Consider the following 14,920-nt stretch of genomic DNA (forward strand, 5'->3'; position numbering starts at 1 on the left):
CTCGAAGGGGGTTCACGCCAGCGCGTCGCTGGTGGCGAGGCTTTTGCCCCGGCGGTCACGGACGTGGACGGCGAGGTCCTTGTACTTGTCCCGGAGGAAGCGCTTGAGCGACTTTCCGGTGACGCCGAGCGGGAAGTCGTCGTCGCCGGTGGCGACCTCGACGACGGACAGCTCCGGTTTCCCGTTGGCCCGCAGGGCTTCGTTGGCCGCGAACAGCACCTTTTCGGCGTCCACGTCCCGGCCGGTCACGACGGCCACGGCGACCTGCTCGCCGCCGTAGCCGCCCGCGACGACGGTGCAGTCCTCGACGCCGGCGACCTCGTTGAGGATGAGCTCCTCCATCAGCACGGAGTAGCCGGGTCCGGCGGCCGTGTGCACGACGTCGACCGCGCGGTCGACCTGGTAGAAGTTGCCCTCTTCGTCCCGGTAGGCGACGTCCCCGGTCAGCCAGTACCCGGCGAGCTTGCTGCGGTAGTAGGTGTCCTGGTTCCCCCAGTACCCGACGGTCATCGACGGCGGTTTCGCGCCGAGGAAGCCGTATTCGTAGGGTTCGGCGAGCGTGCCGTTCTCCCGCACGATCGCGACCTCCGCGTACCCGACCGACTTGCCGACGCAGCGGTCGTTGCGCCGGGTCGCCAGGGTGCGCGGCTGCATGAGCACGCCCCAGCCCAGCTCGGTGGTGCCGAGCCGGTCGAGGAACGCGGCCGGCGGCCGCTCCGGCGAGCGGCGGCCGAGGATGTTCTTCAGGTGCCGCTCGTGGATGGCGTCCGCCATGGACACCCAGATGTTCACCGAGTCGAGGGCGCCCCGCGGGGTCTCGATCGCCGCCAGCTCCGGGTAGGCGTGGCCGAACGCCATCACCATGCTCGGCTGGTGCGTCTCGACGGCTTCGGCGAGCTCCGCGCCGGAGACGTCCCGCCAGACGACCATCGGCTGGCCACCCAGCACGGCGTAGGCGTTGAACGACACACAGCCCTGGTGCGACTGCGGAAGCGCGTTCAGGATGAGCGCGTCCGGCTCCTCCTGGTAGTTCACCGCACGCCACTTGGGACCGTCCAAAAGGGTCTTGTGGGTGTGGATGACGGGCTTCGGCAGGCCGGTGGTGCCGGAGGAGTGCATGAGGCCGACGGGGTCGTCCGGGTGGTGCCGGAACCGGTCGGCGTCCGGCAGGACGGCCGACGGCGGCCCGTCCTGGCTCGTGTGGACCCACTTCAGGTTCAGCCGGTCGAGGTCCGGGGCGACCCGGTCGAGCCGTTCCTGGTCGGTGTAGAGGGCGATGGCCCCGCTGCGCTCGATCAGGGCGGCCGCGCTGTCGCGCTTCGCGTTGCTGTTGATGAGCATGGAGATCGCGCCGATCTGCGCGAGCGCCGACAGGTGCAGGAAGTACTGGATGGAGTCGGGTGGGAAGACCGCGACCCGGTCGTGCGGCCGCACGCCTCGTTCGAGGTACCAGACCGACCAGCTCTGCACGAGGTGGTCGAGGTCCCGGAGGCTGAACCAGGTCTTCGTTTCGCCGTCGGTGTACGGGATCGGCGTGAGCGAGTGGAGGAACGGCTCATCCGGAAAGGGGTTGAGCTCGAGCATGGCGGGCAGCAGGTTCCCCCCGCCGATGCCCGGATCGGCGAGGACCCGGGCGCGCGATTCGGGGCTCAGGACGGTCTTGTGCGTGAACTCCATGGCACCACTTTCTGCTGCGGTCGGCTCCGTCCCCGAGCTTGCCCGCACGCGCCATCGGCACTGCCTCACCGGCGCATCGGTGCTGCATCGGCGACGACGGCGTTGCCGCGCAACGGATATCGGCGTGGCACAGCGGGTTCACCCGGTCACCGACGGACAAGAAAAAACCGTCCGGAGCCGGCTGGCCACGGACGGATGCTGGTGTCACAAGCAGTTCAGCCGATGCTGCACTCCAGCTCGCCGACCGAAGGCAGCGTCTTGCGGCCGAAGGTCGTCAGCACCGCCTCGTGGTCCTCCGCCTTCGCGCGCGCGTGCTCCCGGACCAGGTCGTGGAAGTGGTACCGCCCCGCCGCCCGCTGGCGCAGCACGTGGGCGTCGAACAGCTCCTCCAGCAACCGCTCCGCCTCCGGCACCGGCTGCCCCACCAGCACGGCCGCCTCGGCCGCGCCGAGCTCGTCACCGGCGAACGCCCCCAAGGCCCGGAACAGCCGGCGCTGCGCGGCGGGCAGCCGTTCGTAGGACACTTCGAACCGGGCCTCCACACTGCGATCCTCGAGGCTCAGCTCGGCGAGCCGCGTACTCCGGTCGCGCAGCCGGAACGCCAGGTCGTCGAGCGACCACGCCGGACGGTTGTGGAACCGGCACGCCGCGATCGCCACCGCCAGGGGCAGGTGCCCGCAGAGCGCCACCACCTCCGCGACCGCGTCCGGCCGGCCCGCCGTGCGGTCCGGTCCCGCGATCCGGGTGAACAGCGCGGCCGCGTCCGGCGGCGGGAACACGTCCAGCGACCGGGACGTCACCCCGTCGAGGCCGGCCAGCCGGCGGCGGCTGGTGATGATCACCTGCGCCTTTCCCGTGCCCGGCAGCAGAGGGCGGACCTGCCGGGCGTCGAGGGCGTTGTCCAGCACCACGAGGACCCTCCGCTCGGCGAGCTCCGCGCGCCAGCGTGCCGCGCGCTGACTGCCGTCGCGGGGGATCCGGTCCGATGGGAGCCCGAAGTCCAGCAGCAGCCGTTCCAGTGCCTCGTCCGGTGCGAGCGGCTCCCGCCCGGCCGTGTGCCCGTGCAGGTCGAGGTAGAGGTGCCCCTCGGGAAACCGGTGCGCCAGCTGGTGGGCGAGCCGGACGGCCAGCGTCGTCTTGCCGGCACCGGGCATGCCGTCGATGGCCAGGATGCTCAGCGCGGTTCCCGCCGGCCGGCTCACCGAAAGGAACCGCAGCTCCTCGGCGCGGCCGGTGAAGTGCGCGGTGTCGTACGGCAGATAGGAACAGCCCCGGGCGGGCTCGGGCCGCCGCTTCGGCAGGTCGGCACGCAGGATCCGCTCGTACAGCTCGCGGATGCTCGCTCCCGGGTCGACGCCGAGCTCGTCGCGGAGCATCCGCCGGCCCTGTTCGTACGCGTTGAGCGCGTCGGCCGTGCGGCCACACCGGTGCAGCGCCAGCATCAGCAGCTTGCGGGTCTCCTCCCGCAGCGGGTGCCGCGAGACGAGCTCGCCCAGCTGCGGCACGAGCGCCGACGCCTCTCCGCCGTCCAGGCGCAGCCCGATGAGCCGTTCGGTCGCGGTCAGCCGGTTCTCCTCGAACCGCGCGGCGACGATCTCGAACACCGGGCTGTTGAGCCCCGACAGCGCCGGCCCGGTCCAGAGCGCGAGCGCCGCCTCCAGCTGCTCGGCGGCCGCGGTGGCGCGCCCGGCGGCGGCCGCCGCGGAGGCCGCCGCGACCATCGCGGTGAACCGGTGCGCGTCGACGTCCTGCGGGTCCACCGTGATGCGGTAGCCGGGACCGTCCTTGACGACGAGGTGCTTGGCCGCCCCGAAGCTGCGTCTCAGTGCGGCGACGGCGTTGTGCAGCTGTCTTCGCGCGGTCGCCGGCGGCTCACCGTCCCACATGGCCTCCAGCAGCCGGTCGGCGCCGACCACCCGGTTCGCGCTGAGCAGCAGCATCACCAGGAGCCGCTGCTGGCGGAGGCCGCCGAGGTCCACCCGCTCCCCGTCGCGCAGGACCCGCGTGGTGCCGAGCAACTCGAAGTACATTCGATCCTCCCCCACCGTGCACGAACCACTACCGATCGCAGCGGCCACGCGCCGAACTCGGGAAACATAGCCGAAAAATGCGCTCGGCAAGACGGAAAAACCGACACGGTGTTTTCAGCACGGCATCTCCGGCGAATGATCGACTCGGACCGTACACGAATCGTCGCAATTGGCCGACGAACAAATCCAACGCGATAGCGGCGGGTTCGGTATGTGGTTTTTTCATACCCCGTTCGGTGACGGCATATTTGACCACGACGAACGCGCGGCGAAAAGAACCTATGGGGGCGGCGCGAGCGCGGGCGCGCGATAGGCCGTGACCGCACCCGGGCCGTTCAGGCCGAGGCCACCGAGCTCGCCGACCACCGCGGCCACGAGCCCCGGCCGCGCCTCGACGGCCGCGTGCGCCGCACCATCCACCTCCACCCGGAATCCCCGGCCGAGCAGGCGGACGCGCAGGTCACGGGGGCGGATCCCCGCCTCGGCCAGCCGTGCGCCCACCGCGATCTCGGCGCGCTCCACCAGTCCCAACCTTCCTAAAGAGACGGGCACGCCCACGGAGATACGTGACGCCAGGCAGGGTGTCGACGGCTTGTCCGCGACCGGCAGCGACCACGCGGCGGCCAGCGCCCGGACGTCGCGCTTGCCCAGCCCGGCCTCGGCCAGCGGCTCGACGACGCGCAGCTCACGGGCCGCACGCAGGCCGGGGCGGTGCACGGCGCGGTGGTCGTCGGCGTGGGTGCCGGTGGCCACGAACGCGAACCCGCGCCGGAGCGCGAGCCCGGCGATCGCGCCGAGGACGGCCTGCTTGCAAAAGTAGCAGCGGTCCCCGGCGTTGTCCCGGTATCCGGGAACGGCCAGCTCGGTACCCGCGACCTCGGCCAGCTCGACCCCGAGACCGGCCGCGATCCCGCGCGCGGCAACGAGTTCCGCCCGCGCGAGGCTGGGCGAGTCGGCGATCGCCGCCAGCACCCGCCCGGCCGGCAGCGCCCGCACGGCCGCGGCCAGCACGAGCGCCGAGTCGACGCCGCCGGAGAACGCGACGGCCACGCTCCCGAGCGCGCGGACCTCCGCCAGCAACCGATCTTCGATTCCGGTGTCCATTACGTCGTCCCCGCAGGTCGCGCGGTCACGGTGATCCGATTTCGGCAAAAGAACAGCACTTTTCCTCCGCTCGAGGCGTCTTGCGTGTGGTAAGTCGATCGCGACGGGTCCACCCAGTCAACCCATTGCCGTATTCGTGCGGCATCCCCCGGGAACAGTTTACATACGGCGCGCCGGAACGCTAACGTGTCGAAGGTGGTATCGACTGGGGTTACGGCGGCGACCGCCGATCTGGGCTTTGCACGACTGGACCTCGACCGGGCCGCCCGGACGGGGGATCCGGAAGTGGTGTTCGGCGCGGGAAAGACGCCCGGGCAGATCACGGCCGCGCTGGCGCGGCTGCACGAGGCGCATCCCGGCCGCGCGGTGCTCGCCACGCGGGTCGGCGAAGAAGCGCGGGCGCTGTGCCGGGAACAGCTGCCGGACGCCGATGTGGACGACGCCGGCCGGACGGTGACGCTCGGGACCGTGCCGGCGCCGCGCGGCCGGGTGGCCGTCGTGTGCGCGGGGACGTCGGACCTGCCCGTCGCCCGCGAGTGCGCGACGACAATCGCGGTCTTCGGCGCGGAGCCGGACCTCGTCGTCGACGTCGGGGTGGCCGGGCTGCACCGGCTGCTGGCCGAACGCGACCGGATCGCCGCCGCCGACGCGGTCGTGGCGATCGCCGGGATGGAGGCGGCGCTGCCCACCGTCCTCGGTGGACTGTGCGGCACCCCGCTGATCGCCGTGCCCACGAGTGTCGGCTACGGCTGGCACCTCGACGGCCTGACCGCGTTCCTGACCATGCTGAACAGCTGCGCCCCCGGGGTGGTGACGGTCAACATCGACAACGGCTTCGGCGCGGGCGTCGCCGCGGCCCGCGTCGCCCGGCAGTCGGTGGCGTCGTGACCGTCGCGTGGATCGACGCCGGGAACGGCTGCGCCGGCGACATGCTGCTGGCCGCGCTGGTCGACGCGGGCGCGGACTTCGACGGTGTCCTGGCGGGACTCGCCCGGCTGCGCGTCGACGACGTCCGGCTCACCGAGCAGGTGGTGCGGCGGCACGGGTTGCGGGCGCGGCAGGTGGTGGTCGAGGCTCCCGAGACGCGGCACGCCCGCCACCTCCCGGAGATCCTCGACCTGATCGGGTCCGCCGCGCTGCCCGGCGCCGCGGAACGCTTCGCCACCAAGGTGTTCGGGAGGCTGGCCGACGCGGAAGCCGCCGTGCACGGCATCGACCGGGACCGCGTGCACTTCCACGAAGTCGGCGCGCTGGACGCGATCGTCGACATCGTGGGGTGCGCGCTCGCCCTGGACGCGCTGGGCCTGTTGGACGCGACGGTGACGGTCTCCCCGATCGCCGTCGGCGGCGGCACGGTGACCGCGGCACACGGCCGGCTCACGGTGCCGCCACCGGCGGTGCTCGCGCTGCTCACCGGCGCGGCCGCACCGGTCGCGGCGCACCCCGCCGCCCGGGAGCTGTGCACCCCGACGGGTGCCGCGCTGCTCGTCACGCTGGCCGGCGCGTACGGCCCGATGCCGGCGTGCGTGCCGGAGAAGGTCGGGGTCGGCGCGGGCACCGCCGACCCGCCCGGGCACGCGAACATCGTCCGGGTGGTCGTCGGGTCGGCGTCGGAACCGGACCGGACGTGGGTGCGCGCGAAGATGACCGTCATCGAGACGACGGTGGACGACCTCGATCCCCGGCTGTGGCCCGAAGTCCTGACGGCCCTGCGCGAAGCGGGCGCGGCCGACGCGTGGTGCGCACCGGTGACCGCGCCGAAGGGCCGGCCGGGCATGGTCCTGACGGCGCTGGCGGCGGACGACCGCGTCGACGGCGTCTGCGCGGCGGTGTTCGCCCACACGTCGACGCTGGGGGTCCGGCTGTCCCCGGTCGAGCGGCGATCGCTGCCGCGCGACAGCGTCACCGTGGACTACCGCGGGCGCCCGGTGAGCGTGAAGCGCGGGTACTTGAACGGGGTAGTCGTGACCGCGCAGCCGGAGTACGAGGAAGTGAAGGCCGCAGCGGTTGCGACCGGGCAGCCGCTGCGCCGGGTGCTGGAGGAGGTGCGCGCGGCCGCGGGATCGTGACCGGTTCGTCCGCGCGGCGAAGCGCGGCGCCCCGTCCATCCACAGAGGACTTCGCGCGGGCGAACCACCCGGGTGCTATCTTCGAAGTGAAGATCCCTTGGAGGAGACCACTCGTGGCAGGTGACGTCGACATCTCCGGATAGCTCCGGAGTGTGCAGGCCCCCGGCAGTGCCGGTGCGGGCCGCCTTCGACGTCCCCCTTTCTCTTCGCACCACATCGAGGTCTTCGTCATGTCCGAAATCGTCCTGTCCGGCCTGTCCTTCTCGTGGCCGGACGACACCCCCGTCTTCGACCGCCTCTCCGCCACCTTCCCCGGCGGCCGCACCGGGCTCGTCGCCCCGAACGGCTCCGGCAAGACCACCCTGCTGAAACTCGTCGCCGGAGTGCTGAAGCCGTCGTCCGGCAGCGTCACCGCCGACGGTGTCCTCGGCTACCTGCCGCAGGACCTGCCCCTGAGCGGGGAGCCGTCCGTCGCCGAAGTGCTCGGGGTCGCGCCGGTCCTGCACGCCATCGCGGCCGTCGAGTCCGGCGACGCCGACGAAGCGCACTTCACCACCATCGGCACCGACTGGGACATCGAGGAACGCACGCGCGCCCAGCTCGACCGGCTCGGCCTCGACGTCGCGTTCGACCGTTCGCTGAGCACGCTGTCCGGTGGGCAGATCGTCTCGCTGGGCCTGGCCGCGCAGCTGCTCAAACGGCCGGACGTGCTGCTGCTCGACGAGCCGACCAACAACCTCGACCTCGAAGCCCGCCACAAGCTGTACGCCGTGCTCGACGACTGGTCCGGCTGCCTCGTCGTGGTCAGCCACGACCGCGCGCTGCTCGACCGGATGGACCGGATCGCCGAGCTCGACCGCGGCGAGATCCGGTTCCACGGCGGGAACTTCACCTCCTACGAAGCCGCCGTCCAGGCCGCGCGCGAAGTCGCCGAGAAGAACATCCGCAACGCCGAGCAGGACGTCAAGCGCGAGAAGCGGGAGATGCAGCAGGCCCGCGAGCGCGCCGCCCGCCGCGCGAGCACCGCGTCACGCAACCTGGGCAACGCCGGGCTGCCCAAGATCTTCGCGGGCACCATGAAACGCAACGCGCAGGAGTCGGCCGGCAAGGCGGACGGCACGCACGCGGCGCGCGTCGGCGCGGCCAAGGCCAAGCTCGACCAGGCCGAGCGGGCGCGGCGGGACGAGCAGAAGATCAGCCTGGAGCTGCCACGAACCGAGGTCCCGGCGGGCCGGACGCTCTTCCTCGGCGAGCACCTGCGGGTGCGAAACCTCTTCCCGGCCGGCGTCGACCTGGCGATCCGCGGCCCCGAGCGGATCGCGCTCACCGGAGCCAACGGTGCGGGGAAGTCCACGCTGTTGCGTCTGGTGAAGGGCGACCTCGAGCCGGACAGCGGTTCCGTATCGCGCGCCGACGGCCGGGTCGCGTTCCTGTCCCAGCGTCTCGACCTGCTCGACGACGACCACACGGTGGCCGAGAACCTGGCGGCGGCCGCTCCCGCGTTGCCGCCGTCGCAGCGGATGAACCTGCTGGCGCGCTTCCTGTTCCGCGGCTCGCGGGTGCACCTGCCGGTCGGTGCTCTGTCGGGTGGGGAACGGTTGCGCGCCACGCTGGCCTGCGTCCTGTTCGCCGAACCGGCGCCGCAGCTGCTGTTGCTGGACGAGCCGACGAACAACCTCGACCTCGTCAGCACGGGACAGCTGGAGAGCGCGCTGACGGCGTTCCGCGGCGCGTTCGTCGTCGTGAGCCACGACGAGCGCTTCCTCGATCGCATCGGGATCGACCGGTGGCTGTGGCTGGAAGACGGTGACGTACACGGGTGACGTCGTGCGACGGTCGCCGCGGTCCCGGCCGGATTCCTAGCGTGGTGACGTCACCCGCCGAAAGGAACACCATGTCCGAAGTGACCTACACCGCCGTCGCCACCTCCACCGCGGAGGGCCGCAACGGCGGCCGCGCGACCTCCGACGACGGCGCGCTCGACGTCACGCTCGCCGTGCCCAAGGCCCTCGGTGGCGCGGGCGACGGCACCAACCCGGAGCAGCTGTTCGCGGCGGGCTGGGCGTCGTGCTTCGTCGGCGCGGTGCGCCGGGTCGCCGGAGTGAAGAAGGTGCCGCTGACCGACCTCGCGGTCGTCGCCGAAGTCACCCTGCACCACGACACGGAGGCGGGCGAGTTCAAGCTGAGCGCGGTCCTGCACCTGGAGGCGACGGGCATCGACCAGGCCACGGCCGACGAGCTGGTCGCCGGCGCACACCAGGTCTGCCCGTACTCGAAGGCGACCCGCGGCAACATCGAGGTCACCCTCGACGCCACCGTCGCCTGAAGTCCGTGAATGTCACATTGAGGGACTCTGAGTCCCTCAATGTGACATTCACGGCTTACAGGCGGGCGGCGTCCAGGATGGCCTGGGCGAAGGGGCGCGGGGCCTCCTGCGGGACGTTGTGGCCGATGCCGTCGAGGATCCGGTGCTCGTACTTGCCGGTGTACTTCGCGCGGTAGGCCTTGCCGTCCTTGGCCGCGCCGTCGAAGTCGCTGGCGATCGTGATCGCCGGGACCGTGATCGCCGGGCCGGCGGCCAGTTTCTGTTCGTACGCCTCGTACTGCGGCTCGCCCGGGGCGAGGCTCAGGCGCCAGCGGTAGTTGTGGATCACGATGTCGACGTGGTCGGGGTTGTCGAACGCCGCCGCGCTGCGGTCGTACGTCGCGTCGTCGAAGTGCCACGCCGGGGACGCCGTCTTCCAGATCAGCTTGTTGAAGTCGTGGCGGTTGGCCGCGTAGCCGGCGCGGCCGCGCTCGGTCGCGAAGTAGTACTGGTACCACCAGCCGAGCTCCGCCTGCGGGGCCAGCGGTTTCTGGTTCGCCGCCAGGTTCGTGACGATGTACCCGCTCACCGCGACGACGGCCTGGCAGCGCTCCGGGAAGAGCGCCGCGATGATGTCGACCGTCCGCGAGCCCCAGTCGTACCCGCCGAGGACGGCCTGGTCGATCTTGAGCGCGTCCATCAGGGCGACGACGTCGAGCGCGACCGCCGCCTGCTGACCGTTGCGGACGGTCTGGGCGGACTTGAACGTCGTCGGACCGTAGCCGCGCAGGAACGGGACGATCACCCGGTAGCCGGCGGCGGCCAGGATCGGCCCGACGTCGACGTAGCTGTACGGGTCGTACGGCCAGCCGTGCAGCAGCACGACCGGCTGCCCGGTGGCCGGGCCGAACTCGGCGTAAGCCATGTTCAGCACTCCGGCGTCGACGTGCTTGAGCTCCCCGAGCGAGGTGTGCTCGCCCGACCCGGCCCGCGGGTCGGGGGCCGGGGACGCGGCGGGCGCGGCGGCCTTCGTCGAGCAGGCGGCCAAGGAAGTCGCCGCCAGTCCCGCCGCGAACGCCTGCCCGAACCTTCTCCTGCTGATCATCTGGACTCCTGTGCGAAAGACCGTGGGACTTTCACGACGTTAGAGCCGGTCCGGTGATCTTCGCGCCCGTCAGGTGACGCAGCCGGTGTAAGTCACCCGTCGAGGGTCTTCAGCATCCCGGCGAGGTCGGCGCGGGAGCTCACGCCCAGCTTGGGGAAGATCCGGTGCAGGTGGGTGCCGACGGTCCGGTGCGAAAGGTACAGCCGCTGCCCGATCTCCCGGTTCGTCAGCCCGTCGGCGGCCAGCTGCGCGATGCTCAGCTCGTGCGGGGTCAGCTTCTCCCGCGCGTCCGGGCCGCGGTTCGGGCTCGACTCGCCGGCACTGCGCAGCTCGCCCCGCGCCCGCTCGGCCCAGGCCGTCATGCCCAGGGCGTCGAACGTCTCGCGGGCGGTGCGCAGGTGCGTCCGCGATTCGACGACCCGCCGCTGCCGCCGCAGCCACTCGCCGAAGGCCAGGTGGACGCGGCCGCGTTCGGCGGGCCAGCCGGTCAGGTCGGCCCGCAGCGCCTCGGCGAACCGCTCGTCAGCCGGGTCGAGCACGGCCCGCGCGTACCGCAGGCCGATGTGCAGGGCGGGCGACGGCGTGCACCGCGCGAGAGGTTCCAGCTCGGCGAGGATGTCGCGCATCGCGTCGGTCTGCCCGGCACGCACCGCGGCCTCGGTGAGCTCCGAGACGCAGTACGCGCGCAGCGCCAGCTGGTAGGCGGGGTCGGCCGGGTCGAGCAGCCTTCGCAGGTCGGCGAACGCGTCGTCGAAGCGGCCCTCGCTCAGCGCGATGAGTCCGCGCGTGAGCTGGACGGTGGCGAGCACCGGCCGGGCGCCCGCGGCGAGCCCGGTGCGTTCGGCCTCGGCGGAGAGGGTCTTCGCTTGCTTGTGGTCGCCGCGCAGGGCGGCGATCTCGGCCTGGACGGCGGTGGCCAGGCCGTACATGAAGGGCTGGCCGGTCTCGCGGGCGAACCGCGCGGCTTCGGCCGCGACCGGCGCCGCCGCGGCGAGGTCGCCGAGCCGGGCGCGGCTCCACGCCTGGACGGCCAGCGCCCGCGGCAGCAGCCCGAGCCGGGCCTGGGCCCGCAGCCCCGGCGCGGCGGCCGCGGAGAACCGCGCGGCGAGGTCGAAGGCGCCGACCTGCAGGGCGGCGCTGCCCAGGTACCGGTCGACCTCGGGATCGGCCCCGGTCGCCCCGGCGAGCTTCTTGAGCCGGTCGATGACGACGTCGCCACGCTCGAACGGCGCGACGTAGGCATTGACGGCCACGACGCGCGGGTCGTCGTCCGGGATGGGCAGCCGGTCGGCGACGTCGAGCAGGGCTTTCCGGGCGGCGGCGCCCGGCTCGGTCCAGAAGCAGCGCATGGCGGCGCTCCAGAGGATCCGCATCGCCGCCGCGGTTTCCCCGTCGGCGGCGACGGCCTCGGCGGTGACCGCCAGTTCGGCCACCCGGGCGGGATCCTCGCGGACGCCGTCTTCGAATTCGCTCAGCAGCCGGCTCGCGGTGGCCCGCTGGCGTTTGCCGGCGGGGTTCGCGGCGTGCACCAGGCGTTCGGCGGTCTCGCGCCGCCCGGACTCGACGGCCAGCTCGGCGGCCTTGAGCAGCCGGTCGGTCCGGTTCCCGGAGTGTTCGCTCAGCCGCGCGGCCTGTTCGAGAGCGGCGATGGCCGCGGCGGCCCCACCCCGGTACCGAGCCCGTTCGGCGGTGCGATCGAGGTCGCAGGCAACGGTTTCATCGGGCCCGGCGCTCGCGGCGGCTTGGTGCCAGGCGCGCCGGTCGGGCTGGTCGTGGAGGGCCTCGACGAGGGCGAGGTGGGCGCGCCGCCGGTCGGTCGGGGTGGCGGCCGCGGGGATGGCGGAGCGCATGAGGGGGTGCCGGAAGGTGACGGTGCCGGCGGCGAGCTCGATCAGCCGCGCTTCGACGGCGGGGGCGAGGATTTCCGGCTCGACGCGGCACCGACCACCGGCGCTCGGCCCGGCATCGCCGCCCGGGACCGCCGCGGCGGGCGTCCCCAGGAGCGCGCCCGTTGCCGTCAACGTCTCCGCCAGCGAGGTCGTCTCGTTCAGCGCCGCCACCAGCAGTGCCGTGCGCGTCTCCGCCGGCAGGCCCGCCACCCGCGCCGTGAACGTCTTCTCCAGGCGTTCCGTCAGCGGCAGCACCGGGTCGAGCCCGTCGAGGCCGGCCAGCCCCGACGGCAGCTCCGTCAACGCCAGCGGGTGCCCCGCCGCCTCCGTCAGCAGCCGCGTGCGGACCGCCGGGGCCAGGCGGGGCGCAACCGCGTCCAGCAGGTCCGCCGCGTCGTCCGCTCCCAGCCGCGCCAAGACCATCGGCGTCAACCCGGCATCGAGCAGCGGCGACGACACGCCGTCCCGGAGCGTCGCCACCAGGACGATCGGCTCGGTCTCGATCCGCCGCGCCACGAACGCCAGGACGTCCGCGCTGGCGCGATCGAGCCAGTGCACGTCCTCCGCCACCAGCAGCAACGGCTTCGCGACCGCCTCCTCGGCCAGCAGCGTCAGCGTGGCGAGCCCGACCAGGTACGCGCTGGGTTCGGCCCCTTCGGCCAGCCCGAGCGCGGTCCGCAGCGCGTCACGCTGGGGCGGCGGCAGCTCCGCCACGCCCGCCCGGACCGGGTGCAGCAGCTGGTGCAGCCCGGCGTACGCGAGGTTCCGTTCGGCCTCGGCCCCGGTCGTCCGCAGCACGCGCAGCCCGGCGACCGACGCCGCGGCCGCCGTCTCGGCCACCAGCGCCGTCTTCCCGATGCCGGCTTCGCCGCGGAGGACGACGCCGCTGCGATCCTCGGGACCGTCGACGAGCTCGCCCAGCTCCTTCAGCTCGGCTTCCCGCCCGTGCAGCGCCATGGACCCGACCCTACCCAACGCACGTTTCCGCAGCTCAAGGCCGAGTGACGTACATCAACAGCGTCACCCGACGGGCGCGGGCGCCCGGCTCCGCCGCCTAGCTTGGCAGCGCCCTGTCCACATCGGACGAAAGCGACCAGAGGAACCGATGAGACGCATCCCCAAGTTCTTGGTGGCCGCCGTGCCGCTCCTGCTGACCGGCCTGGTCCCGCTGGCGCCGAGTGCGTCGGCCGCGCCGGTCTGCGCCGCCGTCTCGGTGCCCGCTCCGGCCGGCGCGAAGATCGAGTCGGTCACGGCCGAACACAAGACCTCGTACTGCCAGCTCACCGTCACGCTGACCCACTCCGGCAGCGACCACGTCAAGGTCGCCGTCGCCCTGCCCGACACCGGGTGGACCGGGCGGCTGCAGGCCCTCGGCGGCAGCGCCTACGCCGCCGGCAACTTCGACGGGCTCGCCCAGGCCGTCAAGGACGGCTACACCGGCGTGACGACCGACGCGGGCGTCTCCCTGGACGGGCTCGACACGTCGTGGGCGGTGACCGCTCCCGGCCAGGTCGACCAGACGCTCCTGACCAACTTCGCCACCCGTTCGGTGCACGAAGAGGCCTTGATCGGGAAGGCCGTCACGCAGCGGTACTACCACCGCCCGGTGGCGTACTCGTACTGGACCGGCTGCTCGACCGGCGGCCGCCAGGGCTACTCCGAAGCCCAAAACCACCCCGGCGACTTCGACGGCATCCTCGCCAACGCTCCCGCCGTCGACTGGACGCAGTTCGCCGTCGCGACGCTCTGGCCGCAGATCGTCATGAACCAGAGCCACGACTTCCCCAGCAACTGCGTGCTTTCGGCCTTCCGGACGGCCGCGGTCCAGGCGTGCGACGCGCGCGACGGCGTCACCAACGGCATCGTCGACCGGCCGGACGAATGCGGCTACGACCCGCGCAGCCTGATCGGCACGAAGGTGGTGTGCGAAGGCCAGGAGTTCACCGTGACCGCGGCCGACGCCGAGGTCATGCGCAAGATCTGGGCCGGCCCGACCGACGAGCGCGGCCGCAAGCTGTGGTCCGGGCTCCCCAAGGGCGCGGACTACACCTGGCTGGCCGGCACGACGCCCGGTCCCGACGGGGTGCTCTACGCACCCGGTTTCCCGGTGGCCGTCCAGTGGGTGCAGGCGTTTCTGGAGAAGCAGCCCGGTTTCGACACGTCGAAGCTGACGTACGGCCAGTTCGCCGATCTGTTCCGCCAGTCGGTGCGGGAGTACGACGACGTCATCGGCACGTCCGACCCGGACCTGTCGGCGTTCCGCCGCGCCGGCGGCAAGCTGATCACGTTCGTGGGCGCGAACGACCAGCTGATCCCGCCCGGCGGCACGCTGTCCTACCGCAGCCAGGTCGAGCGGACGATGGGCGGTGCGCAGCGGGTGAACGACTTCTACCGGCTGTTCCTCGCCCCGGGCGTCGAGCACTGCTTCGGTGGCGGCGGCCCCGAGCCGACGAACCCGCTCGGGCAGCTGGTCGACTGGGTCGAGCACGGCAAGGCCCCGGCCACGCTCGCGGCGGCGTCCGCGGACGGCAAGACCCGGAACCTGTGCCCGCTCCCGTCGGTCTCGCGCTACACGGGCGGCGACCCGGCTATGGCGTCCAGCTACCGCTGCCGCTGATCCCAAGCGCCCCAATGTGGCCTTGGTTGCGTCTGACGCACCCAAGGGGCCCTTCGGTGCGTTGAACGCACCGAAGGCCACATTGGGGCGCTCGCAGACTGGACTTGCGGGTCCAAAAACCACT

The 14,920-nt window shown here is 72.6% G+C and carries 10 protein-coding genes; 5 read left to right on the forward strand and 5 right to left on the reverse strand.

The window, feature by feature from the left end; genetic code table 11:
• Positions 1 to 12: 12 nt before the first annotated feature.
• From AB0C38_RS40640 to AB0C38_RS40650, 3 genes are all read right to left on the reverse strand, one after another.
• Positions 13 to 1,677 carry a class I adenylate-forming enzyme family protein gene (locus AB0C38_RS40640; RefSeq protein WP_360683654.1) on the reverse strand — a complete coding sequence of 555 codons (1,665 nt, stop codon included), beginning with the start codon at positions 1,675 to 1,677 and terminating at the stop codon, positions 13 to 15.
• A gap of 215 nt (positions 1,678 to 1,892) precedes the next feature.
• Positions 1,893 to 3,707, reverse strand: coding sequence for a BTAD domain-containing putative transcriptional regulator (locus tag AB0C38_RS40645; protein ID WP_360683657.1), 1,815 nt, complete (start codon positions 3,705 to 3,707; stop codon positions 1,893 to 1,895).
• 279 nt (positions 3,708 to 3,986) lie between these two features.
• On the reverse strand, positions 3,987 to 4,811 hold the full coding sequence (locus AB0C38_RS40650) for an ExsB family transcriptional regulator (protein WP_360683660.1): 825 nt from the start codon (positions 4,809 to 4,811) through the stop codon (positions 3,987 to 3,989).
• A 195-nt stretch (positions 4,812 to 5,006) separates the two neighbouring features.
• Here AB0C38_RS40650 and larB point away from each other — a divergent pair, with 195 nt between their 5' ends.
• From larB to AB0C38_RS40670, 4 genes are all read left to right on the forward strand, one after another.
• Positions 5,007 to 5,699 (forward strand): nickel pincer cofactor biosynthesis protein LarB, encoded by a 693-nt coding sequence (gene larB, locus AB0C38_RS40655; RefSeq protein ID WP_360683663.1) that lies wholly within the window; start codon positions 5,007 to 5,009, stop codon positions 5,697 to 5,699.
• A complete protein-coding gene (gene larC, locus AB0C38_RS40660) occupies positions 5,696 to 6,880 on the forward strand; it encodes a nickel pincer cofactor biosynthesis protein LarC (protein WP_360683666.1) in 1,185 nt (394 codons plus the stop codon). The genes larB and larC overlap by 4 nt, the downstream gene beginning before the upstream one ends.
• 230 nt (positions 6,881 to 7,110) lie before the next feature.
• Positions 7,111 to 8,703, forward strand: a complete 1,593-nt coding sequence (locus AB0C38_RS40665; protein ID WP_360683669.1) for an ABC-F family ATP-binding cassette domain-containing protein — start codon at positions 7,111 to 7,113, stop codon at positions 8,701 to 8,703.
• Between the two features lie 71 nt (positions 8,704 to 8,774).
• Positions 8,775 to 9,206 (forward strand): organic hydroperoxide resistance protein, encoded by a 432-nt coding sequence (locus AB0C38_RS40670; protein ID WP_360683672.1) that lies wholly within the window; start codon positions 8,775 to 8,777, stop codon positions 9,204 to 9,206.
• Between the two features lie 55 nt (positions 9,207 to 9,261).
• Here the strand turns inward: AB0C38_RS40670 and AB0C38_RS40675 are convergent, their stop codons facing one another.
• Together AB0C38_RS40675 and AB0C38_RS40680 are read right to left on the reverse strand one after the other, a co-directional pair.
• Complete coding sequence (locus AB0C38_RS40675) at positions 9,262 to 10,290, reverse strand: alpha/beta hydrolase (protein ID WP_360683675.1); 1,029 nt, start codon at positions 10,288 to 10,290, stop codon at positions 9,262 to 9,264.
• Between the two features lie 92 nt (positions 10,291 to 10,382).
• A complete protein-coding gene (locus AB0C38_RS40680) occupies positions 10,383 to 13,136 on the reverse strand; it encodes an AAA family ATPase (protein WP_360683678.1) in 2,754 nt (917 codons plus the stop codon).
• Positions 13,137 to 13,284: 148 nt separating this feature from the next.
• Here AB0C38_RS40680 and AB0C38_RS40685 point away from each other — a divergent pair, with 148 nt between their 5' ends.
• Positions 13,285 to 14,796 (forward strand): tannase/feruloyl esterase family alpha/beta hydrolase, encoded by a 1,512-nt coding sequence (locus AB0C38_RS40685; RefSeq protein ID WP_360683681.1) that lies wholly within the window; start codon positions 13,285 to 13,287, stop codon positions 14,794 to 14,796.
• Positions 14,797 to 14,920: the final 124 nt, after the last annotated feature.

It is taken from the genome of Amycolatopsis sp. NPDC048633 (assembly GCF_040650695.1).
Classification (GTDB): domain Bacteria; phylum Actinomycetota; class Actinomycetes; order Mycobacteriales; family Pseudonocardiaceae; genus Amycolatopsis.

Excerpts from the sequence above, each read along its gene's own strand:
- AB0C38_RS40640 (WP_360683654.1), bottom strand. The coding sequence starts at position 1,677 with ATGGAGTTCACGCACAAGACCGTCCTGAGCCCCGAATCGCGCGCCCGG.
- AB0C38_RS40645 (WP_360683657.1), bottom strand. The coding sequence starts at position 3,707 with ATGTACTTCGAGTTGCTCGGCACCACGCGGGTCCTGCGCGACGGGGAG.
- AB0C38_RS40650 (WP_360683660.1), bottom strand. The coding sequence starts at position 4,811 with ATGGACACCGGAATCGAAGATCGGTTGCTGGCGGAGGTCCGCGCGCTC.
- AB0C38_RS40665 (WP_360683669.1), top strand. The coding sequence starts at position 7,111 with ATGTCCGAAATCGTCCTGTCCGGCCTGTCCTTCTCGTGGCCGGACGAC.
- AB0C38_RS40670 (WP_360683672.1), top strand. The coding sequence starts at position 8,775 with ATGTCCGAAGTGACCTACACCGCCGTCGCCACCTCCACCGCGGAGGGC.
- AB0C38_RS40675 (WP_360683675.1), bottom strand. The coding sequence starts at position 10,290 with ATGATCAGCAGGAGAAGGTTCGGGCAGGCGTTCGCGGCGGGACTGGCG.
- AB0C38_RS40680 (WP_360683678.1), bottom strand. The coding sequence starts at position 13,136 with ATGGCGCTGCACGGGCGGGAAGCCGAGCTGAAGGAGCTGGGCGAGCTC.
- AB0C38_RS40685 (WP_360683681.1), top strand. The coding sequence starts at position 13,285 with ATGAGACGCATCCCCAAGTTCTTGGTGGCCGCCGTGCCGCTCCTGCTG.